Genomic DNA, 26,233 nt, shown 5'->3' with positions numbered 1-26,233 from the left:
GGTTGGCCCGCCGGGAACCGGGCGGCACCTGCTGTGGAGGCGTGGCCGAGCGGTTGAAGGCAGCGGTCTTGAAAACCGCAGAAGGTGAAAGCCTTCCGTAGGTTCGAATCCTACCGCCTCCGATTTTGAGCTTGAGTTTCGTGGTTCTTTGACAGAGAAGAGTTGGAGAGATGGCCGAGAGGCTGAAGGCACAGGTTTGCTAAACCTGCATACTCGAAAGGGTATCGAGGGTTCGAATCCCTCTCTCTCCGCCACTTGATGTAAAGCAGCAGCCGGAAGAAATGCTCCCTTAGCTCAGCTGGATAGAGCGTCGGACTACGAATCCGAAGGCCGGAGGTTCGAATCCTCCAGGGAGCGCACTTCTTCTTCAGGCGCGCACATCATGAGTGACGACATCGCTTTCATGCAGCAGGCTCTTGAGCTCGCGCGGGAAGCAGCTTCACTCGGGGAAGTACCGGTTGGCGCGGTTGCGGTGCTGGACGGAAACGTCGTGGGCACGGGCTACAACCGCCGCGAATGCGACCGGAACCCCTTCGCCCACGCCGAAATGATTGCACTCGCAGCCGCTGCGAAAGCACGCGATGCGTGGCGACTCTCCGGGGTGACCCTCTACGTGACGCTGGAACCGTGTGCCATGTGCGCCGGTGCGCTGGTGCAGTCTCGTGTCACCCGACTCGTCTTTGGTACAATGGACCCGAAAGCGGGCGCGGTCGGCTCGCTGTACAACCTGGTGGAAGAGCCCCGGCACAACCACCGGCTTCAAGTGACAAGCGGTATCCTGGCGGAAGAGAGTCGCCAGCTTCTCAAGACGTTCTTCGAGCGCTTGCGCGCGAAGCGACGTGAAAACTGAATATTCTGGAGAGCTGGCCGAGTGGTCGAAGGCACCTGACTCGAAATCAGGCGTACCGGCAACGGTACCGTAGGTTCGAATCCTACGCTCTCCGCTCCAAAGTCTCTGGAGAGGTGGCCGAGCGGTTGAAGGCGCACGCCTGGAACGCGTGTATATCTGAAAGGGTATCGTGGGTTCGAATCCCACCCTCTCCGTTGTTATTTTCGAAGTAGCAGCAGCGATTTTGTGGTCGGGACAACGTGGGGGCGCGAACCCCGCCAGGTCCGGAAGGAAGCAACGGTAGCGTACTTCCGCGTGTGTCCCGGCCGTTCTGTTTCACCGCAAGCGCCGACATCCCTCCGGGGATGCCGGCGCTTCGGCTTTGCGGGCCTGCCCTCCCCTGCCCGGCCGCTCCCGCTTCAGTCCCGGGCGAGGATGGTCTCTCGCCCCACCTGGCGGACGACGCGGAAGCCCGCGGCCTGGAGCTCTTCCAGGGCCCGGCCCTCGAAGGTGACGGCGCGGTTGAAGGCGCGGTCGCGGATGGAGGCCTGGAAGGCCGCGTCCCGGGGCCAGTCGCAGGTGCGCCAGGGGATGTTCCGGCCGATGTAGAAGAAGCCGCCGGAGCCCCACAGCCCCTCGTTGACGATGAGCAGCCCCGTCGCGTCCCCCCGCGTGGCCCGGACGATGGCGCGGAACTGGTCCGCACGGAGGTCGTTGGACGGGAAGCCCTGGCCGTGCAGGAAGCCCAGGGACAGCGCGAGCACCGCCCCCGCCCCCCGGAGGCCCGGCCGGGGCAGCGCGGCGATGGACGCGGCCAGCTGGGACGCGGCCGCGAGCAGCGCCACCACGAGCGCCGGGTAGAGGAAGCGCTCCTCCTTGTGCGGCGTCGTCAGGAGGACGGCCGTGTAGACGGCCGCGCAGGTGAGCGGCAGGGACAGCGCGCGGAAGCGGACCAGGGGCACCAGCGACAGCGGCACGGCGGCCCAGGCCCAGAGGGGCACGGCCTGGAGCAGCGGCTCCCAGTAGAAGCCCGGCGGGGAAGCGCCGAACGCTTCGGCGGCCCTGCCGGAGAGGACGTTGTAGTCCACGTAGGCCCGGAACGAGTGGAAGGGCGTGCCCCAGGTGCCCCAGTCGAGCAGGCCCAGGCCCGCCGCCACGACGGAGCCGCCCACGCAGGTGAAGGCGAAGAGGCGCCACCGCCGGGCGGCCACCAGCCACCCGAGCGCGGCCACCACGAAGAGGGCGGACGGATAGCGCGTCACCACAGCGAGCCCCAGGGCCACTCCGCCCAGGAGCCCGGCTCGACGCACCCGCGCGTCGGGCCCGGTGTCCGGGCGGTCCAGGGCCTCCATGGCCACGAGGAGGAAGGACGCGGAGAAGGACTCCGACAGGGTGCGTCCGGCGAAGAGGAGCACCGGCGCGCTCAGCCCCACGAGCAGCACCGCGAGCGCCGCGCCCCACGGGCCCGCGCGGCGTCCGGCGAAGCGGTGGACGGCCCACAGGCTCCAGGCGTGGAGGGCGAGCTGGGGCAGCGCCACCACGCCCCGGTAGACGCGCGGGTCGGTGATGCCGAAGCCGTGCGCCACCTTGAGGAAGGCGGCCAGCACGCCGGGGACGGCCCAGTTGCGCAGGCCCTCGCGCCATTCCCAGGCCAGCACACCGTAGCCGTGCACGCGCCAGTACGCGGGCTCCAGCGTCTGGAACACTTCATCCGGGTGGATGCGCCCCAGCTGACGCACCGCGAGGACGCACGGCACCAGCGCCACCGCGAGGAGCCCCAGCGCGAGGAGGCGTCCGGGCGGCTCCGTCCGGACGGCGGGCACCGGGAGTTCCACCGGGGCCTGGGGGGTGGCGGGGGCTTCGGGCGCGTCGGGGATGGAGGCGTTCACGTGGCGGAGGCGACTCTTTCTGGACCCGACGTCCTGCGCAAGACGCGCGGTGTTTGTCGGGGAGGCCGCGGCTCGGGTAGGAACGGCCTTTTCCCCCAAGGAGGAAGACCATGCCAGACGTCATCGTGGTGGGCGCGGGCCACAACGGACTTGTCGCGGCGGCGATGCTCGCGCGCCGGGGCCTGTCGGTCACCGTGCTGGAGGAGAAGGACCAGGTGGGCGGCGCGTGCAAGACGGAGTACCCGTTCCGCACCGCCCCGAAGCTGGGGGTCTCCACGGGCGCGTACCTCCTGGGGCTGATGCCGCCGGAGCTGCTCCAGGAGCTCCAGCTGGAGCTGCCCCTCAAGCGCCGCGACCCGCACTACTTCCTGCCCACCATGGACAAGCGCTACCTGCTCTTCGGCTCGGATGAGCGGGAGCTGGAGCGGCAGTTCCGTGAGTTCTTCTCCGAGGCGGACTGGAACGCCCACGTCGCGATGAACGCGGAGCTGGGGGCGCTGCGCGAGGACCTGGCGCCCGCGTGGCTCCTGCCGCCCCGGCCGCTGGAGGAGACGGCGGAGCGCTACGTGCGCCCTGCCCTGCGCCAGCACTTCATCCACCTGTGTCGCGGCACGGCGCGCGAGTACCTGGAGCGCTTCGGCTACAAGTCCGACTTCGTGAAGGCGATGTACGCCGTCACCGACGCGTTCTCCGGCCTGGACGGCGGCTACGACACGCCGGGCACGGGCATGAACCTGCTGGTGCACAACCTCTGCCGGCTGCCGGGCAGCGGCGGCACGTGGATGATTGTCGAAGGCGGCATGGGCACCGTCACCCAGCGCATCGCGCAGCTCGCGCGCAAGCACGGCGCCCAGCTGCGCACGAACGCGAAGGTGGCGTCGGTGCGCGTGGACAGCGGCGTGGTGAAGGGCGTGGTGCTGGAGAACGGCGAGGAGCTGTCCGCGAAGGTCGTGGTCTCCAACGCGGACCCCTTCCGCACGCTGAAGCTGGTGGACACGGCGGCGCTGAACAAGGATTACCGGAGCATGGTGGACGGGCTGTCCGCGCCGGGCACCACGCTGAAGGTGAACCTGTGCCTCAAGTCGCTGCCCACCTTCACCTGCCTGCCGGAGGACCGGGGCCAGTTCGGGCCCACCATCCACCTGCTGCCCCAGGAGGACGACGTGCTGGGCGCGCTGGCGCACGGCTACAAGGAGGCGAAGGCGGGACGGCTGGCGGAGTTCCCCTCCATCGAGTGGTACGTGCACACCACCGTGGACCCGACCCTGAAGGACGAGGAAGGGCACCACAACTCCGCCCTCTTCGTGGAGTGGGTGCCGGAGAAGCTGGAGGGCACCACCTGGGAGAAGGAGGAGGCGCGGTACGTGAAGCACCTCCTGTCCATCTGCGACCGCTTCGCGCCCGGCACCAGCGACCTGGTGCAGGAGTACTTCGCGCTCACGCCGCCCAAGATTGAGTCCCACTTCGGCATCACCCGCGGCCACATCCATCATGTGGACAACAAGCGCGGGTTCACCGACCGGCTGCCCTATGAGACGCCGGTGCAGGGGCTCTACTTCTGCAGCGCGGGCTGCCACCCGGCGGGCAGCGTCATCGGGGCGGCGGGGCACAACGCGGCCAACGTGGTGCTACAGGCGCTCGGACGCTGACACGGAGTGCGGTTCACGGCGGGCGGAATGGACGTTCCATGGATCATTCGGCCCGCCGTGTTTAGATGACTGTCCCCATGAGCTACCTCGTCCTCGCCCGCAAATGGCGCCCGCAGAAGTTCGATGACATGACCGGCCAGGAGCACGTGGTCCGGACCATCGGGAATGCCATCAAGATGGACCGGGTCGCGCATGCGTACCTGTTCTGTGGCCCTCGAGGGGTGGGCAAGACGACGGCCGCCCGCCTGCTCGCCAAGGCGCTCAACTGTGAGCAGGGGCCCACGGCGACCCCGTGCGGCACCTGCCGGGCGTGCACGGAAATCACCGCCGGCACCAGCGTGGACGTGGCGGAGATCGACGGTGCGTCCAACAACGGCGTCGAGAACGTCCGCGAGATTCGCGAGAACGCGAAGTACCTGCCGCAGCGCGACCGCCACAAGATCTACATCATCGACGAAGTCCACATGCTCTCCGGGGCGGCGTTCAACGCGCTCCTGAAGACGCTGGAGGAGCCGCCCGGTCACGTGAAGTTCATCTTCGCGACGACGGAGGCGCACAAGCTCCCGGACACCATCCTGTCGCGCTGCCAGCGCCACAACTTCCGTCGCATCTCCGCGGCGCGGATGCTCCAGCGCCTGAAGGAGATCTGCCAGGCGGAAGGCGCGGGCATCTCCGAGCAGTCGCTGTCGCTGGTGGTGCGCCAGTCCGAAGGCGGCATGCGCGACGCGCTGAGCCTGCTGGACCAGATTCTGGCGTCGTGCGGTCCCAACCCCACGGACGAGGCCGTCGCGGAAGCGATGGGCGCCATCGACCGCACGGTGGTGCAGGACTTCGCGGAGGCGCTGGTCCGTAAGGACGCGAAGCGCGTGCTGGGCCGGGTGGACGAGGTGTTCAACCGGGGCCTGGACCTGAAGCGGCTGGCGGAGGAGCTGGCGCTGCAGCTGCGGCACCTCTTCGTGACGAAGTCGCTGGGTGAAGCGCCCGCGGAGCTGGCGGAGTCCGAGCAGAAGGCGCTCCTGGCGCTGGCGAAGGAAGCGGACACCGCGCAGCTGTCGCGGCTGTTCGACATCGTGCACGGCTGCATCTGGGACGTGTCGCGAGCGGCGCAACCCCGGCTGGCGCTGGAGATGGCGCTGCTCAAGGCCATCCAGCTGTCCCCTGCCGGTTCGATTCCCGACCTGCTGGCCCGCGTGGAGCGGCTGTCCGCGGGACTTGGCGCGGAAGGCGCCGCGAAGAGCACGTCCGGAGCGCCGGGAGGTCGCTCCGGTCCCGCGAACTTTCGCGTCTGAGGTCCAGACCGAAGTCCGCGCGCCGGCCCCGTCCGTAGTGACCGCTCCGCGCCCTGCTGAAGCTCCAGCTGCGTCCGCGCACGCGGGCGCCGCACCGCGTCCGCTCGACGCGCAGGGCACGTCCGTGCACGCGGGCGCCGCACCGCGTCCGCTCGACGCGCAGGGCACGTCCGTGCACGCGGGAGGCATGCCGCGCACGGCCGACGTACAGGCCCCATCCGCACACGGGGGTGCCACGCCGCGTGCGCTCGACACTCAGGATGCGTCCGCGAGTACGGGAGCCACGCCGGGTACGTCTGCTCCGCACGGCACCTCCCCGCATGCGGGGGCGACGTCTCGTCCCTTCGAGACTCAGGCTGGGTCCGCGCTCGCAGGCGCTTCGCCGCGAGTGACGGATGCACGAGGTCCGTCCACTCACGCGGGCGCCACCGTTCGCCCCTTCGACGCGGCGGGCGCGCCCGCGCACCCGGCCCCCAACGGGCACTCCCGTGACGCCCAGGGTCCCGCGGCCTACGCGGGCGCCAGTCCCCGTCCCTTCGGAGCGCAGGACACTCCCGCGCGTACGACTCCCGCGCCCCAGTCCTTCGAGGCTCGCGGTGCTCCCACTGCGCATGACGGCGCACCGCCCACGGTCGTCACGCGTGCAGCGGAGCCGTCCCAGGCCGGTGCTTCCGCCGTGGCCACGCGGACGCCTCCCGCCGCGCTGATGGAGGGCCTGTCCCCCTCCGCGGCCCGCCCCCTCTCCTTCCTGCGCAATGGCGGCGCCGCGGGCGGCCCTGTTCCGACGCCCGCCGCCGTGCCTCCCGCGCCGGTGGTGATGGACGACCTGTCGCCCTCCGCCGCGCGTCCGCTGTCGTTCCTGCGCAATGGCGGCGGCGCGGCCCCCGCGATGGAGGCCCCTCCGGCTCCGGCCGTCGTGATGGACGACCTGCCCCCGTCCGCGGCGCGTCCCCTCTCCTTCCTTCGCAACGGCGGCGCCCAGCCCCCGGCGGCTCCAGTCCCGGGGCCCACGCCCGCCGCTCGCGCTCCCGAACCCGGGCCCACCGTGCGCATCACCAACATGCGCAAGCCGGAGCCCGTGGCTCCGCCCGAACCTCCGCCGCTCGGCGACGAGGACGCGGACGAGCGCATGTTCCCGGAGGAGGGCTCCGCCGAGGGCTGTGCCTCCGGCGAGTGCATCCCCGTCGCGGAAGCCGCCCCCGCGGAGCCGGAGCCGCCGGAGCCCGAACCGCCGCCCGCGATGGCGCCCGTCGCCACCAGCCGCGACAACCCCAACCGCCCCCTGCCCGAGCGCTGGCGCGCCGCCGTGGAGACCGTGAAGGCCGCGTCCGTGCGCCACGGCACGGCGCTCGCCAACGGCCGCCTCCAGTCCATGAAGGCGGGCGAAATCATCCTGGGCTATCCGCCCTCCGCCGCCTTCCACAAGGCCGCCGTGACGGCCCCCGCGGGCAAGGCCGCCGTGGACGCGGCGCTGGCCTCGCACTTCGGCCGGGCCGTGAAGCTCACCATCATGGACGTGCCCCAGACCCAGGACGTCCTCCCGGGCGGCATGGGGCTGAGCCTCTCCGAGCAGGACACCCAGAGCCGCGCCACCCACGAGAAGACCACCGAGGGCAAGGTGCGCTCGCACGCGTCCGTGCGGGCCATCCTCAAGATGCTGGGCGGCGAAATCGAGCACATCCAGGTCTACGAGCCCGAGCGGCCACCGGCCAACCTCCCGGACGTCCCGGCCGCTCCTGACGACTGACAACGCCGCCGGGCCCCGCTAGGGTGCGCGGCAACGTCCCTGCTCCGAGCGGCGCCATGCCGGCCCGCGCTCCCACGACCGGGGACCGAGGAAGCACATGCCCGGCATCGACCTGAACTACTTCATCCGGCAGGCGAACAAGCTCACCGAGAAGATCGAGGAGCGGAAGAAGCAGCTGGCGGAAGAGACCGTCGAGGCGAAGTCCGGCGAGGGCCGCGTGACGGTCGTCGCCAACTGCGTGCAGGAGATCCGCAGCATCAAGATCGACAAGAGCGCCATCGACCCCAACGACCCCGGGATGCTCGAGGACCTCATCACCGCCGCCGTGAACGCTGCCCTGGCGAACAGCCGTCAGCACATGAACGCGGAGCTGGCGAAGATCTCCGGCGGCGTGAAGATCCCCGGCATTAATTAAAGACGGATGACCCCCGATCCGCTGAACCGCCTGGTCGCCCAGCTCGCGAAGCTGCCGGGCATTGGTGAGAAGACCGCCCAGCGCCTCGCGTTCCACATCCTGCGGGCGCCGGGCGAGTTCGCCGTGGACCTCTCGCAGGCCATCCGCGAGGTGAAGGAGAAGGTGCACCTGTGCGTGCGCTGTTTCTCCCTCACCGACTCGGAGCTGTGCGGCTTCTGTCGCGACAACCGCCGCGACGAGCGCGCCCTGTGCGTCGTGGAGACGTACTCCGACCTGATGGCGCTGGAGCGCACCCGCGAGTTCAAGGGCCGCTACCACGTGCTGCACGGCGTGCTGTCCCCGCTGGAAGGCGTGGGCCCGGAGCAGCTGCGCATCAAGGAGCTGCTGGAGCGCCTCAACGACAGCCGGGTGGAGGAGATCATCCTCGCCACCAACCCGGACATCGAGGGCGAGGCCACCGCGCTCTACCTCACGCGCCTGCTCAAGCCGCTGGGCCTGCGGGTGACGCGCATCGCCCAGGGCCTGCCCATGGGCGGCGACCTGGAGTTCGCGGACCAGGCCACGCTCGCCAAGGCGCTGTCCGCCCGTCGCGACCTGTGACGGCTACTGCGTCACCTTCCACGAGAACGGCATCAACACCGTGACTTCCTGGTCGCGGTGCGCCGGGAAGCGCAGGCTCTGGGCCTGCGTCTCCAGGCAGCGGCCCACGGCCGTGGAGGCCAGCGGCCCGCGAGTGCCCGCGCGCACCTTGCCGGAGGACACGATGGTGAGCTGCACCTGCACCTCGCCCGCGGCGGACGGCAGGTCGGACTTGTAGCGCTCGAAGCAGCCGGTGATCTTCGAGCGGCCGTTGGACACCACGCGCTGGATGTCCTCGATGCCCAGCGACACGCGCCCCTTCACCGCCGGCTTCGTCCCCGCCTTGCGAGGGGACGTCTCCTCCGTCCCCTCATCCACGTGGGGCGAATCCGTCACGGACGCCGCCACCGCCTCGCCGCCCGGCGGACCGCCCTGCACGCTGCCGGGTGGGGTCCCTTCAGGGACCTGGGCCTGCATCCCCGAGGGCGTCGGCGTGGCCACGGCCTGCGAGCCCTGGGCCGCGACCGCCGGGGCCTGAACCGCCGCCGGAGGAGTCCCATTCGCCACGGGCGCGGCGACCGGCTGCGCCTGGACCGGAGGCGTGACGTTCGCCGCGGTGGCACCGGGCCGCGCGACGACGAACGCCGCGCCCGCGAGCACCAGCCCCACGCCGCCCACCACCCCCGCGAGCCAACGCCGGGACGCGGGCTTCGTGGGAGGCGCGCTCGCGATGACTTCCGGAGCGGGAACCTGCGCGGGGGCGGACCTGTTCTGCGTGGTCAGCGCCCGCATGCCCGTGGCGCTCGGACGGGCCACCTGCTGCCCGTACGTGTTCGTGCCAGCGCCCGCCACCGGTGGAGCAAGCGCCGCGAACTCGGGGTCCGTCGGACGCGCGGCGGTGAGCGTGGCCAGCGTGGGGATGCGCGTCTTCTCCGTGACGCGCTCCTCGCCGAAGTGCTGGCGCAGGAACGTGCCCAGCGCCGGAGCGCCCGCGGCCCCGCCCTGGAAATCCGAGGCGAAGGTCTCCAGCGCGACCGCGAAGTCCTCCGCCGTCGCGTACCGGTCCTCCGGCTTGAAGGCCATGGCCTTGAGGATGATGGCCTCCAGGCCCTCCGGCAGGTCCGCCCGGAGCGCGCGCGGCTTCTCGAAGTCGCCCTGCAGGAGCGCGTTGAGCACCGCCAGGTCGTTCTCGCGGGAGAAGGGCCGCACGTGCGTGACGGCCTCGTAGAGGCTGACCCCCAGCGAGAACACGTCCGCGCGGTGGTCGACCTCCTTCCCCTGCGCCTGCTCCGGCGCCATGTAGATGTACTTGCCCTTCACCACGCCGGTGCGCGTCTGCACCAGGCGCGACTCGGCCTTGGCGATGCCGAAGTCCAGCACCTTCACCTGGCCCTGGTACGTCACGTACAGGTTGGACGGCGACACGTCCCGGTGCACCACGTGCAGCGGCTGGCCCTGCTCGTTGGTGAAGGTGTGCGCGAAGTGCAGCCCTCGCGCCGCGTCGATGAGCACCCGCAGCACCACCGGCAGCGGCACGTACTGGCGGCGGCGGCCCGCGAGCCGCAGCGTCGTGGAGAAGTCCTCGCCCGCGAGGTACTCCATGCAGATGTAGTAGCAGCCGTCCGTGAAGCCCAGCTCGTGGATCTGCACGATGTGCGGATGCGACAGCTTCGCCGCGAGCCGCGCCTCGTCGCGGAACATCTCCACGAAGTCGGGGATGGCGGACAGCGTCGGCAGCATCCGCTTGAGCACCACGTTGCGCTCGAAGCCGTCCGCGCCCAGCAGCTTGGCGAGGAAGATCTCCGCCATGCCGCCCTCGGCCAGCTTGCGCACGAGGACGTACTGCCCGTAGGGCTGGAGGATGGGCGCGGTCGAGGCCCCGGCGGGATCCGGAATGGGAACGTTGGGCTGTGCCATCCCTCAAGGTCCTCGCGGCTTCAGGGTGCGCACCGTGAGTACGTCCGGGGCACCGGGTCGCGTCATCTTAAACACCAGCAGGGGGGGCATTCCCATGGGGGGGACCCACGTATCGAAGCGGTGCTTGGCGTCCAGGGGCACGGCCCGTCCGTTGATGGACAGGCGGGCATTCACCGGCGCCACCCCCGAGGCCCGCACCTTCTCCGCCGCCGACGCACCCTGGCGCGGGCTGTCCACCACCAGCCCCACCACCGAGTTGTCATAGACGAGCTCCAGCTTGTTCATCCGCCCGCCCTTGAGGGCCGCGCCCGCCTGCGACAGCGGCGTGACGGACCACAGGTAGCTGCCCTCGCCCAGCGCCCCCGCCTCCAGCGCCGCGCGCGGCTCCGACACCGTGCGCTGCACCACGGGCGTCGTCAGCGAGCCCGCCTTGTACACCGCCACGCGATAGGTATGGGCCCGCGGTTCCTCGCCGTAGGTGAACGTCACCGCCGGGGGCTTGTCCTGGTAGAAGATGGTCGTCTTCTCCGGCCCCTCCGGCACCACGTTGCGCACGCGCGCCAGCGCGCTCGTGGGGGACTCCGGGGCGAAGTGGACGCTGCCCGCCGCCACCTGCGTGCCGTCCTCCTTGCGCGCCCGCCAGTACAGCGTGCCCCGCGCCAGTGCGGACACGTTGACGGAAGCGCGGTGCACCCGGCCCCAGAGCACCGGCCGCTTGAAGGCCGCGTCCTGCGCCGCCTCCACCACCGCGTCGCCCTCGCCCTCCCAGGTGAGCGCCACCTCCGACAGGCCCCGGTGGAAGACCTCCGTGCCCTCGCCCGGGCCCACCGCCACCGCCGCCGCCTCCAGCGGCTCCACCTTCGCGGTGCCGTCCGTGGCCACGGTGGCGCGCTCACCGGCGCGCAGCTCCTGCCGTGCCTCGCCCCGCCGCAGCGTCACGTCGCCCGTGTGCGCCGCTACCTGCATGCCCGCGTCGGTGCGGCGGATCTCCAGCCTCGCGCCGCTCCCGGACTCCACCGTCATCTCCGGCAGCACCACGCGGCTCTGGCGCCCCATGGCGAGCTGCACGGCCAGCAGGCCCTGGAGCAGGTGGACGCGCGCCTCGTCGATGGTGCCCTGCTGCCCCGCGCTCTCCAGCACCGCCTCCGCGCCAGGAGCGAGCGTCAGCACCGAGCCGCTGTCCTTGAGTGACAGCACCGCCTCGCCGCCCTTCGTCCGCACGCCGTCGCCGAAGGCCAGCACCTCGCCCTCGCGGCGCACCTTGCGCCAGCGGCCCGTGTCCTTCGCCTTCACCTCCGTGACGCCCGAGGACGCGCGCACCGTCACCGCGATGGGCGCCAGCTCCATGATGCGCGGGGCCGAGGGCACCACCTCCGCGCGCTCGCGCGTCAGGTCCACCGCGTCACCTTGCGCCGCGCGCAGCGTCTTGCCGTCCTTGGAGACCAGCTCGATGGCGCCCAGCTTCACCTCCACCCGCGCCGAGTCCTCCGCCACCGCGACCTTCACCTCCGACGGATCCGGTCCCACGCGCGTGAGGCCGAAGGGGGTGAGGATGTTCAACGTCACCTTGGAGCCCGCGACGTCGGCCTTCCCGCCCGCGGGCACGCGCGACAGCACGATGCCGCGCTCCACCTTCATCACGATGCCCGTCGCGTCCGAGCCCACCGCGAACCGGCCCTCGCTGCCCACCTCCACCGTCCGGTCGCCCGGGAAGCGCACCGTCGCGGATCCGCTCTCACCGGTCTCCACCGCGTCGCCCGCGAGCAGCGGTCCCTCCACCGCCGGGCCCACCTTGCCGCCGCGCTCCAGGCGCACGTCGCCGGACAGCCCTTCCAGGCGCCCGATGGGGACGACGGCCCCCGCGTCCACCTCCACCACCACGGGCGGAGGCTTCGGTGCCTCCTCGCGTTCACACCCCGAGCAGCCGGAGAGGAGGACGAGCAGCGACAACGCGAGGATGCGGACAGGACTCACTGAAACCTCGACGACGACGGACGGGCGTCGCGGTGGCACCGCGCGACTCACCGGCGCCTCGGGAACAGATCAACGTTGAGAATGGCCTGCTCGCCTTCGCGCACGGTGACCGTCTTCGTCTGGGTCACGTGCCCGGCGGCGGACAGGGTGATGCGGTACGTGCCGCCACGGACGCGCGCGGTGAAGGCGCCGCTCTTGTCCGTGCGCGTGCGCACCTTCGCCTGCGGGATGCTCACCGTCGCCACCAGCGGCTTGCCGCTCCGGGCGCTGCGCACCTGGCCCACCAGCGTGGCCTGCTCGCCCTTGCGCTCCTGGGCCAGCACCACCACCAGCTCCGACGTCTGCCCCGCCACCACCACCGCCGCCTCTTCCGTGGCGCGGAAGCCCGGCGCGGACATCGCCACGGCCACCGGTCCCGGCGCGAGCCCTTCGAGCAACACCTCGCCCACCATGTTCGTGCGCAGCCGCGCGGCTCCGGAGACGACCTGCACGTCCGGGACCGGGACGCCGTTCTTGCCCTGCACCACCTTCACCTTGAGCGAGCCCGTGGCCGGCGCCTTCTTGCGCAGGCGCAGCTGCACGGGCGCGCTCTCCGTGTCCCCGCTGACGGAGGCGACCGCGGTCGCGTCCTCATAGCCGTCCACGCTCGCCTGCGTGGATTGCGCGCCCTCGGGCAGCAGGACGCGCAGCTGGCCGTGTGCGTCCGCCACCAGCTCCTCGTTCGTGCCCGGCGTCTTCAAGGAGGGCACGCGCACGTGGGCACCCGGCAGCGGTGCGCCCGTCTCCGCGTCCACGACGCTCAGCGCGACGAAGGCCTGGCGCGGGCCTTCCACGGGCCGCGACGTCCGGCCCTCGCTGCCCAGCGCGACCTCGAAGCCCAGGCCGATGCGGCGCATCCGCTGCTCGGAGCGCAGGCCACTGCCCTCCAGCTCCATCGTGTCGTGCGCCTGCTGCACGTCCAGGAGCAGGCGCCCCGTCCAGCCATCCCGGCTCACCACCGGGTACAGCAGCGCCGCGCCCACCACGTAGCCGGACGACGACGCCTTCAGTCCATCCGCCGCGTGCGCGGAGAGCGTCAGAGGCAGCTCGCCCCGCGCCTCCAGCTGGAGCCGCGCCGGCAGCGCCACCAGCACCCGCGCGGAGAGCAGCGCCGCGTGCCGCACGCCCCGCTGCAACACCGGCGCATAGGTGTACCCACCGAACAGCGGCAGCTGCGCGAAGCCGTAGCCCGCGCCCAGCTCCAGCCGCACCGGCCCCAGGAACAGGCGCCCGCGCGGCCCCACCGAGCCGCGCAGCAGGCTGCCGCCCGTCACGCTCGACGACGCGTCCCGAAGCTCGAACGCCTCGCGCTGCAGATCCACCTGGCCGCCCAGGTACGTCCCCGCCCAGCCCATCAACGTCAGCGCCACGTCGTTCGGCGTCAGACCGGAGTAGGTGAGCCCGGGCCCTACATCCACCTGCTCACCCTGGCGCGAGGACAGGCCGTAGCGCAGGCGCAGCGAGGCGCGCTCGGACTCGGGGGCTTGCGCACGGGCGCCCCCGGAACAGGCGAGCGCCAGGACGAGGACGGCGAGGCGCGGGAGGATGTCGGTGAGGGGGCTCAAGCGGCGCAAGGCCCGGCAGAGTATAGAGAAGCGGGGCAGGTGTCCCAACCCGCGAAGCCGTCATTCCTTCAAGAAGCGGCGCGGATCACGGCTGGCTTCTTGCTGGAGTGGAACTGCTTTGCTAAGCATGACGGCGGTCGGTAGCGCCTCGTCTAACCTCCGGGATTCACTCCAGAAACATCGGAGCGCCGCCGTGCGCGGGGCGAGCGAACGCTGAGGAGCGCATACGCCCATGGGCACGCAACTGGTGATGTACGAAGAGGAGTTCACCAAGATCAACGCCGTTTGCGACCGGCTCACCAAGGACGCGAACGCGAAGGTGGTCTTCCTCGTCGACAAGAACGGCCAGCTCATCTCCTCGGCCGGCCAGACGCAGAACATCGACACCACGTCGCTCGCGTCGCTGACGGCCGGCAACGTGGCCGCCATGGGCGGGCTCGCGAAGCTGATTGGGGAGAACGAGTTCCCCAACCAGTTCCATGAAGGGGCGAAGGACAGCCTCTACATGACCATCGTGGGCAGCCGCGTGGTGCTGGTCGTCATCTTCGACAACCGCACGAGCCTGGGCTTGGTGCGCCTGCGCATCAAGAAGGCCAGCGACGAGCTGACGAAGATCTTCGAAAGCCTCGTGAAGAAGACCGACAGCCCCGGAGCCGGTTCGCCGTTCGCCGAGATCTCCGACGACGATATCGACAACCTCTTCAGCGAGTAACCCGGGAAGCCATGTCCTTCATCAATTACTCATCCCGCGAAATCAACTGCAAGATTGTCTATTACGGGCCGGGCCTCTGCGGGAAGACGACCAACCTTCAGTACATCTACAACAAGACCGCGGCGGACACGAAGGGCAAGCTCATCTCCCTCTCCACGGAGACGGACCGCACGCTCTTCTTCGACTTCCTGCCGCTGTCCTTGGGTGAGATCCGCGGCTTCAAGACGCGCTTCCACCTCTACACGGTGCCCGGCCAGGTGTTCTACGACGCCAGCCGCAAGCTCATCTTGAAGGGCGTGGACGGCGTGGTGTTCGTCGCCGACAGCCAGATCGAGCGCATGGAAGCCAACATGGAGTCGTTGGAGAACCTGCGCATCAACCTGGCGGAGCAGGGCTACGACCTGAACAAGATTCCGTACGTCGTGCAGTACAACAAGCGCGACCTGCCCAACGCGGTGACCGTGGAGGAGATGCGCAAGGCGCTCAACCCCCGGAACATCCCGGAGTACCAGGCCGTGGCCCCCACGGGCGTGGGCGTCTTCGACACGCTCAAGGCCGTGGCGAAGCTGGTCCTCACCGAGCTGCGCAAGGGCGGCTGACACTCCCGCCTGCTCCCCTGCCCGGCGGGCTGCCCCCCACCGGGCAGCCCCCGGAAAAGGATGGTATGACCTCGTGCCGTCGGGCAGAGCCGCCTTCCGAGGTCGTACCGTGCGCGTCGCATCCGCCACCCTCCGTCTCCTCGCGCTCCTGAGCGCTGGCCTTCCCGGGCCGGTGTTCGCGCAAGGTGCGTCCCCCACCCCCGCTTCTCCTCCTCCCGCCGCGCCGGCCGCCGCCGCACCGCAGCCCGCCGCGTCGCCGCCAGTCCCTGCGGCCGCGACAGCGCCCGCTGGCGACCAGACGGCGGATGAGGCCTTCACGTCGCGCGTGAAGACGCTGGAAGAGCAGGTCGTCGACCTGAAGGAGAAGATCTACCGCTCCAAGGCGCGCCTGCTGCTGCTCCAGGAGTCGGTGATGGGCGGCGAGCTGTCCACCGGCGCCCGCGCGGTGCTCGTGCACAAGAACGAGATGGGCAACGCGTTCCAGCTGGAGTCGGTGGTGTACGCGCTGGACGGCGCGCCCATCTTCACCCAGGTGGACACGCAGGGAGACTTGAACCGGCACCAGTCGCTGGAGGTCTTCAACGGCCGCATCGTGCCGGGCCAGCACCAGCTGGCGGTGCGCCTGGTGTACCGGGGCAGCGGCTACGGCGTGTTCAGCTACCTGGAAGGCTACAAGTTCAAGGTGCAATCCAGTTACACCTTCAACGCGGAGTCCGGAAAGGTCACCACGGTGAACGTGGTGGGCGTGGAGAAGGGCGGTCTCACCACCGACCTCAAGGACCGGCCCGCGGTGCGCTACGACATCGAGGTGGCCAAGGACACGCGCGCGAACCGGCCGCCCGGGCCCACCCCTCCGGCGACGGAAGGGGCCGCGGGCACGCCCGTTGCTCCGGCCACCACCTCCAGCGAGCCGAAGTAGGGAGTAGACGGCCGTGACCGCGACGCTGCACGCCCTGGCCCTCGCGCTGTCCCTCGGGGCCGCGCCCGCTCCGGCGCCCCAGGCTCCCAAGCCGGGGACCGCGCTGCCCCCCATGCCCGCTTCGCTCAGCACGCGCGCCGCTTCGGTGGAAGCGGTGGAGGCGGAGCTGCGCGCGGCGGAGCAGTCCCTGCGCTTCGTGGAGACGCAGTTCACGGAGCGCCCCGAGCCGAGCAGCACCGACTCGCAGCTCAAGCGCTTCTCCGAGGGCGAGGTGTACTCGCTGTTGGGGGACTGGGCCGCCGCGTCCGTCCTCTTCTACGACCTGGTGAGCGACCCGGACTTCAAGGCGAACCCGCGCTACCCGGAGGCGGTCTTCTACCTGGCGGACGCGCTCTACCAGCAGAAGAACGACATCGGCGCGCGGGTGTACCTGCGCGACGTGCTGGCCCTGCCCCTGACGCCGCAGCGCTACAAGGAGGCGGTGAGCCGCTACCTCGCGGTCGCGGGCCGGCTCCAGCAGTTCGAGGGCATTGACGCGTACGTGGAGAAGGCGCGGCAGCTGTCGGGCGGCGTGCTGGCGCCGGACATCGCCTACGTGCACGCGCGCGGCACCTTCAAGCGGATGGACCTGTCGCCGGAGGAGCACCAGCAGCGCTCGCGCGCGCTGTTCGCCCCGCTGGCGCAAGGCCCCGGCGCCTTCCGCGTGCAGGCCGTCTACCACCTGGGCGTGCTGAGCGTGCAGAGCGGGGACTACCCGGCCGCCATCGCGCAGTTCCAGCGCATCGTGGGCAGCGGTCCGGACGCGGTGGTGTCCACGGGCCTCGCGGAAGCAGAGGCCCAGCGCTTCCGTGAGCTCGCGTTCCTGTCCCTGGGCCGCCTGATGTACGAGACGGGCCGCTACGACGAGGCGCTGGACCACTACGGCCAGATTCCGCGCGAGAGCGAGCGCTTCCCGGAGTCGCTGCTGGAGGTCGCGTGGACGTACGTGCGCAAGCAGGACTTCACGCAGGCGAAGAACGCCACGGACATCCTGCTACTCGTCGCGCCGGACTCGCAGCTCGCGCCCGAGGGCCGCATCCTCCAGGGACACCTGCTCCAGAAGCTGCGCCAGTACGACGAGGCGCTGGAGACGTATGACGGCGTGGCGCGCATGTTCACGCCCGCGCGCGACAAGGTGGACGCGCTCTTGCGCGTGAACCACGACCCGGTCGCGTACTTCGACAACCTGCTGGCGCGCAACGAGCGCTCGCTGGACGTGAGCACCCTCTTGCCCCCGCTGGCGCTGAAGTACGCGTCCACGCAGAAGGAGGTCGCGGACGCGGTGCGGATGGTGGGCGACCTGGACAGCGGCCGTCAGGGCGCGGGCGAGGCGAAGGCCATCGCGGAGCGCATCCTGGAGGCTCTGGACGCGCGCGGACTGGAGGCGTTCCCGGAGCTGCAGGAGGGCTACGTGCGCGCGGAGGCCGTGGACACCGCACTCACCGCCGTGGAGCAGTCCCTGGTGCAGGCGGAGGCCGCGCTGGTGGAGGAGAAGCTGACGCCCGCCGAGCGCGAGAAGCTGCTCGTCGCCCAGGGCGCGCGCGAGGCCCAGCGGGTGCGCTTCGCGGCGCTGCCCACCACCACCAAGGAGCTGGAAGCACGCCGTCAGCGCATGCAGGCGAAGGTGGACGCGGTGGACCGCGAGGCCTTCCGCGTGGGCTACGAGCTGCAGAGCCTGCACGCCAACGCCGCCGCCATCCGCAAGTGGGTGGAGGACACGCGCGACGACCGGCAGGCGGACCCCGCCGAGGAGCGCGAGTTCCTGGTGCAGCTCCAGGCGGAGATCGCCACGCTGAGGGACCTGCAGGTGGAGCTGGACCGCACCCGCGCCCGGCTCGCGACCGAGCGCCAGTCCACGGACACGACCCTGGAAGGCGAGGCCGCCATCCGCGCCCGCTACTCCGCCGCGCTCCAGCAGGAGCACGGCCTCTTGCGCGCTGGCGAAGGCCGGCTGTCCGGCGAGGACACCCGCGTGCTCCTGCGCATGCATCAGGTGCGCTCGCGCATCGACTCGCTGCGCGGCCGGGTGGCGGTGGCCCGGGTGGCGCTGCGCTCGCGGCTGGAGCACCGCGTGAAGTCCATCCGCGACAAGGTGCGCGTGGAGCAGGCGCTGCTCCAGGGCTACGAGCAGGAGGTGGCCGCCGCGTCCGGCGACGCCCGCAACCTGGTGGGCCGCATCGCCTACGACAGCTTCCGCCGCGTGCGGCAGCAGTTCTACGACCTGGTGCTCAAGGCCGACACCGGCACGGTGGACGTGGCCTTCAGCCGCACGCAGGACAACGCGGCGAACATCCAGAAGGTCGCCAAGGAGAAGGCGGACGCGCTGCGCGCGCTCGACACGGAGTTCAAGGACGTCCTGTCGTCGGAAGGGGGGGACTGATGGCCCTGCGCCGCCCTGCCCTCGCCCTCCTCCTGGCCTTCGCGCCGCTGGCCTCACACGCCGCGAAGGCCAAGAGCCCCAGCCAGGCCGCGAAGAAGTCCTCCACGCCCTCCGCGCCCGCCTCCCCCGCGAAGGCCCAGACGCCTCCCCCTGCCCCGCCCGCGCCCACTGCTTCGCGCTACCTGGACGGGCTGGGCCACACGCCGGAACAGGAGAAGCTGCTGCGCGACGTGAGCCGCGCGCTGGAGGCGTACGAGGCGGAGTCGCGCGACTTCCACCGCGAGGTGAAGCAACTGGTGGAGCGGCGCTACCAGCAGAAGCGCGCCGCGCTCTCCAACGCCTACGAGAAGACGCTCACCGCGTTGGAGTCGCAGGAGCGCACGCAGCGGCTGGACGCCATCGCCCGCTTCGAGGACTTCCTGCGCCGCTACCCGGACGAGCCCCGCGCCACGCCGGACGTGATGTTCCGCCTGGCGGAGCTGTACTACGAGCGCTCCGCGGACGAGCACCAGCTGGCGCGCCGCGACTACGCGGAGCGCGTGCGCACGATGTCCGACGAGGCGATGGCGGACCTGCCGCCGGAGCCGGAGGTGGACTTCACGCCGTCCATCGGCCTGTACCGCACGCTCCTCGCGCGCTTCCCGGACTACAAGCTCAACGACGGCTCGCTGTACCTCCTGGCGTACTGCCTCAACGAGCAGCACAAGGACGAGGAGAGCCTCGCCACCTACCAGCAGCTCACCACGCGCTACCCGAAGAGCCGCTTCGCCACCGACGCGTGGACGCGCATCGGCGAGTACTGGTTCGAGGACGAGACCGACCCGGAGGCGCTGCGCAAGGCCGCCGATGCGTACACCGTCGCGACGCGCGACACCGGGCACCGGTTCTATGACAAGGCCCGCTACAAGCTGGCCTGGACGTACTACCGGATGGACTGGTTCGAGGAGTCCGTGGACAGCTTCCTGCTGCTCCTGGACCACTACCAGTCCCACCAGCAGTCCGGCAGCAAGGCGGACGAAGGCGACCTGCGCTCGGAGGCGCTCCAGTACATCGCGCTGTCGCTGGCGGACGAGACGTGGGGCGGCGTGGCCAAGGCCCGCGACCTCTTCGCCAAGCGCGGCGGCCGGCCCTACGAGGCGGAGGTGTACCGCCGGCTGGGCAACGTCTACTTCGACCAGCTCCGCAACGAGGAGGCCATCGCCGCGTACCAGCAGGTGCTCTCCACCGACCCGCTCACCGCGGACGCGCCGCGCCTCCAGCAGCGCATCGTCCAGGCCTACGAGCGCGACCGGCGCATGGACCTGTACGCGAAGGAGTCGGAGAAGCTGGCCAACAGCTACCTGCCCGGCGGCGCCTGGTACGAGAAGAACAAGGACGACCCGAACGCGCTGTCGCACGCGCAGACGCTCGCCGAGCAGAGCCTCTACTCCGCCGCCGCGTACCAGCACCAGCAGGCGCAGGCCTTCCAGAAGGAGGGCAAGGACGCGGAGGCCAAGGCCACCTACGCCGCCGCCGCGCGCGCATACGGCACCTACCTGGAGCGCTTCCCGCGCAGCAAGACCGCGTACGCGATGCGCTTCTTCCACGCCGAGTCCCTCTTCAACTCGGACGCGTACGGCCCCGCGGCGAAGGAGTACGAGGCCGTCCGCGACTCCAACCAGGACAACACCTACCGCGACGTGTCCGCGCACAACGCGGTGCTCGCCTGGAAGGCACAGCTGGACGAGGACGTGAAGGCGGGCCGCGTGCCGGAGCGCAAGCCGCTGCGCGCCAGCGAGCGCCCCAAGGACAGCGCGCACACGCCCGTGGCCCTGGCGGAGACGGAAGCCCGGCTCGTGAAGGCATCCGACGCCTACGTGGCGATGCTGCCGAAGGAAGAGGCCGCGCCGGGCATCGCGTACCAGGCCGCGGAGCTGTTCTACACGCACGACGACTTCGCCCAGGCCCGCCCCCGCTTCGAGCGCGTGGTGCAGGCGTACCCGCGCAACCCGGTGGCCGGCTACGCCACCAACCTCATCATCGAGTCCTTCCTCGTCGACCAGGACTGGAAGAGCGTGGAGGAGGTCAGCGCGCGGCTCGCCAGCAACGCGCAGGTGGTGGACCCGTCCAGTGAGCAGTACCGCGAGCTGATGAAGTTCAAGCTCGCCGGCCGCTTCAACCTGGCGGACCAATTGGCGGCGCAGAAGCGCTACGACGAGGCGGCGAAGAAGTACCTCCAGCTGGTGGAGGAGGCCCCCCGCCACGAGTTCGCCGACAAGGCGCTCAACAACGCGGCGGTGGCCTACGAGGAGCTGCGCCGGTTCGACTCCGCGATGAAGCTCTACGAGCGCGTGTACCGCGACTATCCGAAGTCACCGTGGGCGCACACCGCGCTGTTCCGCGTGGCCCTCAACGCGCAGAAGTCCTACGACTTCGACAAGGCCGTCACCAGCTACCAGAAGCTGGTGAAGGACTACCCGAAGGCGGAGGAGCGCGAGGCGGCGCTCTACAACGCGGCGTCGCTGCTCGAAGGCCAGCAGCGCTACGCGGAGGCCGCCGCCGCCTTCCAGCGCTGCGTGGAGCTGTATCCCCACGGGAAGAGCGCGCCGGAGAACCAGTACCGCGCGGCCCGCATCCTGGAGAAGCAGGGCGACACGAAGGGCGAAATCCAGGCGCTGGAGGCCTTCGTCCGCAAGTTCGCGAGCAAGGCGGATCAGGTGGAGCTGGTGGTGGACGCGAAGCGCCGCCTGGGTGACGCGTGGAAGAAGCGCGGCAACGCGAAGGAGGCCCAGCGCGCGTACACCGCCGCCGCGGACGACTTCGACCGCCGCAAGCTGAAGCCGAACACGCAGCCGCGCGCCGCCGAAGCCGCCGCCTACAGCCGCTTCCAACTGGCCGAGCTGGAGCTCCAGCGCTTCGACGCGCTGAAGGTCAGTGGCACCGGCAAGGCGCTGGAGAAGAGCCTCACCAAGAAGAAGGAAGCCGTGAATGCGGTGAATGCCGCGTACACGAAGGTCCTGCCGTACAAGCAGCTGGAGTGGTCCCTGGCATCGTTCTACCGGCAGGGCTACACCCTGGAGCGCTTCGCGGCCACGCTGCTGGACGCGCCGGTGCCTCCGGAGCTGAAGCGCCTGGGGGATGAGTTCGTGCTGAACTACCAGGACCAGCTTACGCAGCACACCGTGGCCCTGGAGGACGGCGCGGTGGAGAAGTACGCCGCCACGCTCAAGGAGGCGCGCAACTACCGCATCTCCAACGAGTGGACCCGTCGCACGCTGGAGGCGCTCAACCGCTTCCGTCCCAAGGAATACCCGGTCCTGAAGGAGGCCCGCGGCATGCTCGCGTCGGAGGCCGTGTATCCGGATGGTCTGCTGGGCAGCCTCGCCGCGCCGGTCGCGCCCGCGCGCGTGGAGCCCGACAAGGCGACCCGGCTGACGGAAGGGGGCACGCCATGAACACGGGCCGCAAGTTCGCGCTCACCGGGCTGGTGCTCTGGCTGTCCGCCTGCGCCTCCGCGCCCGAGACGCGCAAGGACTCGAAGCTCACCGGCCCGGAAGGCGGGCCCGCCACGGCCGTGAGCACGGCTCCGAAGACCGGCGACGCGAAGGCTCCGGTGCAGCCTGCGCCCGTCGCGAAGTCGCTCTCCGGTCAGGAGCGGGACTTCACCAGCGCGGTGGAGGTCGCCCGGCGCGGCGAGCTGACCATCGCGGAGACCGCGCTCAAGGCCCTGCTGGAGAAGTCCCCGAAGCTGGGCCCCGCGTGGACGAACCTGGGCATCGTGCAGGAGCGCCAGGGCCGCGTCCCGGACGCGGAGCGCTCCTACCGGCAGGCGCTGGCGCTGGAGCCGGACCAGGAGGCCGCGTGGGATTGCCTGGTGCGGCTGTCGGCGCGCACCGGTCGCGCGGCGTCGCTGGAGGCGGAGCTGCGCGAGGCGCTGACGAAGCAGGACTCGGTGGCCCGGCGCACGGCGCTGGCGTTGAACCTCCTGCTCCAGAAGAAGCACGCGGCCGCCGTCGCGGAGGCCCGCCGCGCGCTCCAGGTCAGCGAGCAGCACGTGCCCGCCATGCAGGTGCTCGCGCAGGTGTACGCCCGCGAGGGCAAGTTCGAGCTGGCGTCCATGGTGCTGGGCAACGCGCTCGCCATCGACGCGCAGGACGCGGCCACGCTCAACGCCCTGGGCCTGGTACACCTGGGCCTCAAGGAGCGGCCCCAGGCGCTGGAGCGCTTCCGCCAGGCCATCGCGCTCAGGCCGGACTTCGCCGAGGCGCGCAACAACCTGGGCACCCTGCTCAACGAGGGCGAGGACTACGCCGGCGCCCGCGTGGAGCTGGAGGCCGCGGTGAAGGCCGCGCCGGACTTCGCCGCCGCCCACCTCAACCTGGGCAACGCCTACCGGGGCGAGGGCGACTTCCCCCGCGCCCTGGCGGAGTACGAGCGCGTGCTCCAGCTCCAGCCCGACGCGAAGGACCCGTACTTCAACCTGGGCCTGCTCCACCTGGACCTGGAGCCCGCCGGCATGGACCCGCTGGAGCGCCTCCAGAAGGCCGCGGCCTTCCTGGGCCAGTACCAGGCCAGGGGCGGCACCGACGAGCGCACCGCGCAGTACCTCAAGGACGCGCAGAAGGGCATCGACCGGGAGACCCGCCGCCGCGAGCGCGAGCGCAAGGAGGGCCTGAAGAAGGCCGCCGAGGCCGCCGCCGCCCCCGCGAAGGCCCCCGAGGCAGCTCCGACCCCCACCCCGACTCCGGGGCCCCCTGCCACGCGGCCGGGCGCCTCGGGTAAGGTGTCCAAAGACGTCCGGTAGCCACGACTCCCGCCCATGCGCCCCGCCCTCTTCCTGCTGCTGCTTGCCGTCGCCCGTCCGTCCTGGGCGGAGGACCCCGCGTCCACGAAGAAGGCGGCGCAGGGCGCGACGCCCCCGGCTCCGGCGGCGAAGAAGTCGCCCAAGGCCATCCACCTGGAAGCCATCAAGGTCGAGGGGCGCATCCAGAAGCCGGAAGCCTTCTATTTCCTCGACCGCTCCAAGCCGAGCTTCGACGACCTGAACCGCACGGAGAGCTTCGTGCCCAAGGTGGTCCAGAGCGTGCAGCAGGACCCCTTCTAGTTCCATGGCCCTTCAAACCCGCCCCAAGCTGCTGCGCGTCGGCGTCATCCAGGACGGGCGCATCGTCGAAGAGCACCACCTGCTCCACGACTCCGTCACCATTGGCGACGACGCCCGTAACACCATCGTCCTGCCCCCGTCCGAGGCGCGCCCGCCGCGCTTCAAGGTGCTGGAGAACCGCGGCCAGCAGTTCCACCTCATCATCGACGAGCACATGCAGGGCCGCGTCAACCTGGGCTCGTCGGACGTGGACTTCGACGCGCTGCGCGCCCAGGGACTGGCCACCCGCCGCGCGGACGACACCTTCGACCTGCCGCTCCAGGAGAGCGCGCGCGGCAAGGTGGAGCTGCCGGACGCCACCCTCTTCTTCCATTTCGTCCCCGCGCCCGCGGAAGGCGCCAGGGCCTCGCTGCCCCCGGAGCTGAAGGCCAGCCCGTGGAGCACGGTGGACCGCCTGTTCTTCGGCATCCTCCTGTCGATGCTGGTGCTCTACGTGCTCAGCGTCGCGCTCATCGTCGCCCAGCCGGCGCCGGTGGAGGCGGAGGTGGAGCTGGACCAGCTGGAAGACCGCTTCGTGCGCGCCATCATCCCGCAGCAGCCTCCGAAGAAGGAGGAGCCGCCGAAGGAGAATGGCTCCAACGAGCCGAAGAAGGCGGACGAGCCGAAGGCCCCTTCGACGAAGCCCACCACAGCTGACTCGACGCCCGCGCCCGTCAACAGCGCGGAGCGCCGGCAGCAGATGGAAGCCCGGGTCGCCGGCACCGGCATCCTCAAGCTGCTGGGCGGCAAGGGGCCCGGCGGCGGGGACGCCATCGCGGACGTGCTCGGGAGCGCCGGCAGCGGCACCAACGTGGCGGAGGCGCTCGCGGGCGCGCAGTCCGGCGGCGCGCTCGCGGTGGGCGCTGGCGGCGGCAACGGCATCGCCAACCCCCAGGGCGACACCGGCGGCAAGGTGGCGGCCATCGGCGCGACGCAGACGTCCGGCGTGGGCACCGTGGACACCGGCCGCAAGCAGGCCGTCAAGGTGCCCCAGGTCGCGGACGCGGTGCCGGAAGTGGACAGCTCCGAGGTCAGCCCCAAGGACCTGGCCCGCTTCATCCAGCGCATGAAGGCGTCCATCCAGCGCTGCTACGAGAAGGAACTCAAGCGCGACCCCACCCTCAAGGGCAGGGTGATGGTCCGCTTCAACCTCAAGCCGGACGGCCGCGCCGGCAACGTGGAGGTGGATGAATCCACCCTGCGCTCCGAGGGTGTCAGCAGTTGCATCATCACCACCATCCGCGGCTGGAAGTTCCCTTTCCAACCGAGTGACGACGTCCCCGTCAGCTACCCGTTCATCTTCTCGCCAGGGGAATAGGCTCGGCCTCCCGGACCTTCCGGAGGCACCGGACTCGCGGGGAGCACATGGAGAAGCTGGCCGTCATCGCCACATCCCCCCTCTTCGAGATGCTGGCCCCCGCGGAGCTCGCGCGGCTGGCGGAGCTGGCACGGCTCTACCGGTATTCGCACGGGGAGGTGGTGTTCGAGGAGGGGGACCTGGGCGACAGCCTCTTCGTCATCGTGCGAGGCCAGGTGGAGGTGGTGCGCCGGGGGACGGATAACGGCGTGAAGCCCCTCACCGTCCTGGGCCCGCCGGAGTTCTTCGGGGAGATGGGCCTCATCGACAAGGACCACCGCTCCGCCACCGTGCGCGCCCTGGGCGAGGTGGAGCTGCTCCAGCTCACCGCGCAGGATTTGCGGACCTTCCGGTTGGCGCACGCGGACGGCTTCACCTTCATCGTCGTGAACATCGCGCGCAGCCTGTCCGCCCGCCTGCGCGAGGCCAACGCCCGCCTGGCCCCCCAGGACTGAATCCCGGCGTCCGGAAACCGGACTCCGGGACGACGGGGCATTGCGTTGACACCCCTCCCCCTCGCTCCTACGCTCGACTCTTGAAGCTTGGAAGGGGCCGGAAGGACTCGTGAAGCGCATGCGCACGCTGGGAATGCTCGCCGTGGTCGGGGGACTCTTCACCTCCGGGATGGTGCTCGCGCAGACGCCCGCGCCGCTGCCGCGTCCCGCCACGCCCGCGCTGGACAAGGCCGGTGACGTCCCGGACAGCCAGAAGCTGGAGCGCAGCACGCAGGCCCTGGGCGGCATGCGCGAATCGCTCCGCCAGGTGTTCGAGAAGGTCGAGGAGGCGCGGCGCACCAAGGACGTGGTGAAGCTCAACTGCGCCAACGAGAAGCTGACGCAGATCAAAGGCCTCCTGCGCATCTCCGAGCAGGCCGACGTGGCCCTCCAGGAGGCCGTCAGCAAGAGCGAGGCGGCGCCCGGCGAGCACGAGTTCACCAAGGTGATGATCGCCCAGCAGAAGGTGGGCCAGCTGCGCTCGGAGGCCGAGGAGTGCATCGGCCAGCTCGCCTTCCGCACCGACGAGAACCTCTTCGTGGAGGTGGAGGAGCCCGACAACCTGCCCGGCGGAGACCCCACGCGTCCCCCGCCGCCGCCGGACCTCATCGTGCGCCCCCCGCCCGCGAGCCCCGTGGACTGAGTGCCTGACTCCCTCCCACCTCCCGCGGTCCCGGCCCTGGACCGTTTGTTCCGGAGGGGGAACCCGCGTGCTATGC

General features: G+C 70.8%; 20 protein-coding genes, 5 tRNA genes and 1 other RNA gene. 22 read left to right on the top strand and 4 right to left on the bottom strand.

Features of this window, described 5'->3' with window-relative positions; translation table 11 throughout:
• Positions 1–35 precede the first annotated feature (35 nt).
• From NR792_RS37265 to ffs, 7 genes are all read left to right on the top strand, one after another.
• Positions 36–122 (top strand) — tRNA-Ser (locus NR792_RS37265).
• Positions 123–164: 42 nt separating this feature from the next.
• A tRNA-Ser gene (locus NR792_RS37260) sits at positions 165–254 on the top strand.
• A gap of 29 nt (positions 255–283) precedes the next feature.
• Positions 284–357, top strand: a tRNA-Arg gene (locus NR792_RS37255).
• A gap of 25 nt (positions 358–382) precedes the next feature.
• A complete protein-coding gene (gene tadA, locus NR792_RS37250) occupies positions 383–850 on the top strand; it encodes a tRNA adenosine(34) deaminase TadA (protein ID WP_207051137.1) in 468 nt (155 codons plus the stop codon).
• Between the two features lie 7 nt (positions 851–857).
• A tRNA-Ser gene (locus tag NR792_RS37245) sits at positions 858–944 on the top strand.
• Positions 945–957: 13 nt separating this feature from the next.
• Positions 958–1,044 (top strand) — tRNA-Ser (locus NR792_RS37240).
• A gap of 28 nt (positions 1,045–1,072) precedes the next feature.
• Positions 1,073–1,165: signal recognition particle sRNA small type (gene ffs, locus NR792_RS37235), an RNA gene on the top strand.
• An 83-nt stretch (positions 1,166–1,248) separates the two neighbouring features.
• On the opposite strand, the gene NR792_RS37230 is transcribed toward ffs, so the two are convergent.
• On the bottom strand, positions 1,249–2,718 hold the full coding sequence (locus NR792_RS37230) for a glycosyltransferase family 39 protein (RefSeq protein ID WP_375757451.1): 1,470 nt from the start codon (positions 2,716–2,718) through the stop codon (positions 1,249–1,251).
• 110 nt (positions 2,719–2,828) lie between these two features.
• Here NR792_RS37230 and NR792_RS37225 point away from each other — a divergent pair, with 110 nt between their 5' ends.
• The 5 genes from NR792_RS37225 (at position 2,829) to recR (ending at position 8,418) form a co-directional block, all read left to right on the top strand.
• Complete coding sequence (locus NR792_RS37225; protein WP_375757450.1) at positions 2,829–4,367, top strand: phytoene desaturase family protein; 1,539 nt, start codon at positions 2,829–2,831, stop codon at positions 4,365–4,367.
• A 77-nt stretch (positions 4,368–4,444) separates the two neighbouring features.
• On the top strand, positions 4,445–5,656 hold the full coding sequence (gene dnaX, locus NR792_RS37220) for a DNA polymerase III subunit gamma/tau (RefSeq protein ID WP_171421543.1): 1,212 nt from the start codon (positions 4,445–4,447) through the stop codon (positions 5,654–5,656).
• Between the two features lie 388 nt (positions 5,657–6,044).
• Positions 6,045–7,403, top strand: a complete 1,359-nt coding sequence (locus NR792_RS37215) for a DNA polymerase III subunit gamma/tau (RefSeq protein WP_375757449.1) — start codon at positions 6,045–6,047, stop codon at positions 7,401–7,403.
• A gap of 97 nt (positions 7,404–7,500) precedes the next feature.
• Positions 7,501–7,818, top strand: coding sequence for a YbaB/EbfC family nucleoid-associated protein (locus NR792_RS37210; protein WP_120551982.1), 318 nt, complete (start codon positions 7,501–7,503; stop codon positions 7,816–7,818).
• Between the two features lie 6 nt (positions 7,819–7,824).
• Complete coding sequence (gene recR / locus NR792_RS37205; RefSeq protein WP_120527892.1) at positions 7,825–8,418, top strand: recombination mediator RecR; 594 nt, start codon at positions 7,825–7,827, stop codon at positions 8,416–8,418.
• 3 nt (positions 8,419–8,421) lie between these two features.
• Here the strand turns inward: recR and NR792_RS37200 are convergent, their stop codons facing one another.
• Genes NR792_RS37200 through NR792_RS37190 form a run of 3 tightly spaced genes read right to left on the bottom strand, consistent with a single transcriptional unit; the run spans position 8,422 to position 13,892 of the window.
• Positions 8,422–10,314: a protein kinase gene (locus NR792_RS37200; RefSeq protein WP_375757448.1), complete on the bottom strand. Its 1,893-nt coding sequence runs from the start codon at positions 10,312–10,314 to the stop codon at positions 8,422–8,424.
• A gap of 3 nt (positions 10,315–10,317) precedes the next feature.
• Positions 10,318–12,288: a hypothetical protein gene (locus tag NR792_RS37195; protein WP_375757447.1), complete on the bottom strand. Its 1,971-nt coding sequence runs from the start codon at positions 12,286–12,288 to the stop codon at positions 10,318–10,320.
• Between the two features lie 47 nt (positions 12,289–12,335).
• Positions 12,336–13,892 carry a carboxypeptidase regulatory-like domain-containing protein gene (locus NR792_RS37190; RefSeq protein WP_375757446.1) on the bottom strand — a complete coding sequence of 519 codons (1,557 nt, stop codon included), beginning with the start codon at positions 13,890–13,892 and terminating at the stop codon, positions 12,336–12,338.
• 232 nt (positions 13,893–14,124) lie between these two features.
• Here NR792_RS37190 and mglB point away from each other — a divergent pair, with 232 nt between their 5' ends.
• From mglB to NR792_RS37140, 10 genes are all read left to right on the top strand, one after another.
• A complete protein-coding gene (gene mglB / locus NR792_RS37185; RefSeq protein WP_002637270.1) occupies positions 14,125–14,604 on the top strand; it encodes a gliding-motility regulator GTPase-activating protein MglB in 480 nt (159 codons plus the stop codon).
• 11 nt (positions 14,605–14,615) lie between these two features.
• Positions 14,616–15,203, top strand: coding sequence for a gliding-motility regulator Ras-like GTPase MglA (gene mglA, locus NR792_RS37180; RefSeq protein ID WP_014394794.1), 588 nt, complete (start codon positions 14,616–14,618; stop codon positions 15,201–15,203).
• Between the two features lie 325 nt (positions 15,204–15,528).
• Positions 15,529–16,122 (top strand): dihydrolipoamide acetyltransferase, encoded by a 594-nt coding sequence (locus NR792_RS37175; RefSeq protein ID WP_375757445.1) that lies wholly within the window; start codon positions 15,529–15,531, stop codon positions 16,120–16,122.
• Positions 16,123–16,135: 13 nt separating this feature from the next.
• Positions 16,136–18,541: a tetratricopeptide repeat protein gene (locus NR792_RS37170; protein ID WP_375757444.1), complete on the top strand. Its 2,406-nt coding sequence runs from the start codon at positions 16,136–16,138 to the stop codon at positions 18,539–18,541.
• Positions 18,541–21,975, top strand: coding sequence for a tetratricopeptide repeat protein (locus NR792_RS37165; RefSeq protein ID WP_375757443.1), 3,435 nt, complete (start codon positions 18,541–18,543; stop codon positions 21,973–21,975). Before NR792_RS37170 ends, NR792_RS37165 begins: the two co-directional genes overlap by 1 nt.
• Positions 21,972–23,324: a tetratricopeptide repeat protein gene (locus NR792_RS37160; protein ID WP_375757442.1), complete on the top strand. Its 1,353-nt coding sequence runs from the start codon at positions 21,972–21,974 to the stop codon at positions 23,322–23,324. The genes NR792_RS37165 and NR792_RS37160 overlap by 4 nt, the downstream gene beginning before the upstream one ends.
• Before the next feature lie 15 nt (positions 23,325–23,339).
• The gene (locus tag NR792_RS37155) at positions 23,340–23,624 is read left to right on the top strand and encodes a hypothetical protein (RefSeq protein ID WP_375757441.1); all 285 of its coding nucleotides are present in this window, start codon (positions 23,340–23,342) and stop codon (positions 23,622–23,624) included.
• Positions 23,625–23,628: 4 nt separating this feature from the next.
• Complete coding sequence (locus NR792_RS37150) at positions 23,629–24,981, top strand: TonB family protein (protein ID WP_375757440.1); 1,353 nt, start codon at positions 23,629–23,631, stop codon at positions 24,979–24,981.
• Between the two features lie 47 nt (positions 24,982–25,028).
• Positions 25,029–25,475 (top strand): cyclic nucleotide-binding domain-containing protein, encoded by a 447-nt coding sequence (locus tag NR792_RS37145; protein ID WP_171412203.1) that lies wholly within the window; start codon positions 25,029–25,031, stop codon positions 25,473–25,475.
• 118 nt (positions 25,476–25,593) lie between these two features.
• On the top strand, positions 25,594–26,157 hold the full coding sequence (locus tag NR792_RS37140) for a hypothetical protein (RefSeq protein WP_375757439.1): 564 nt from the start codon (positions 25,594–25,596) through the stop codon (positions 26,155–26,157).
• Positions 26,158–26,233: the final 76 nt, after the last annotated feature.

The sequence above is a fragment of the Corallococcus exercitus genome, assembly GCF_042231735.1.
In the GTDB taxonomy this organism is placed as follows: domain Bacteria; phylum Myxococcota; class Myxococcia; order Myxococcales; family Myxococcaceae; genus Corallococcus; species Corallococcus exercitus_B.
The sequence above is the reverse complement of the archived record's forward strand: the minus strand, read 5'-3'. Positions and strand labels throughout refer to the sequence as shown.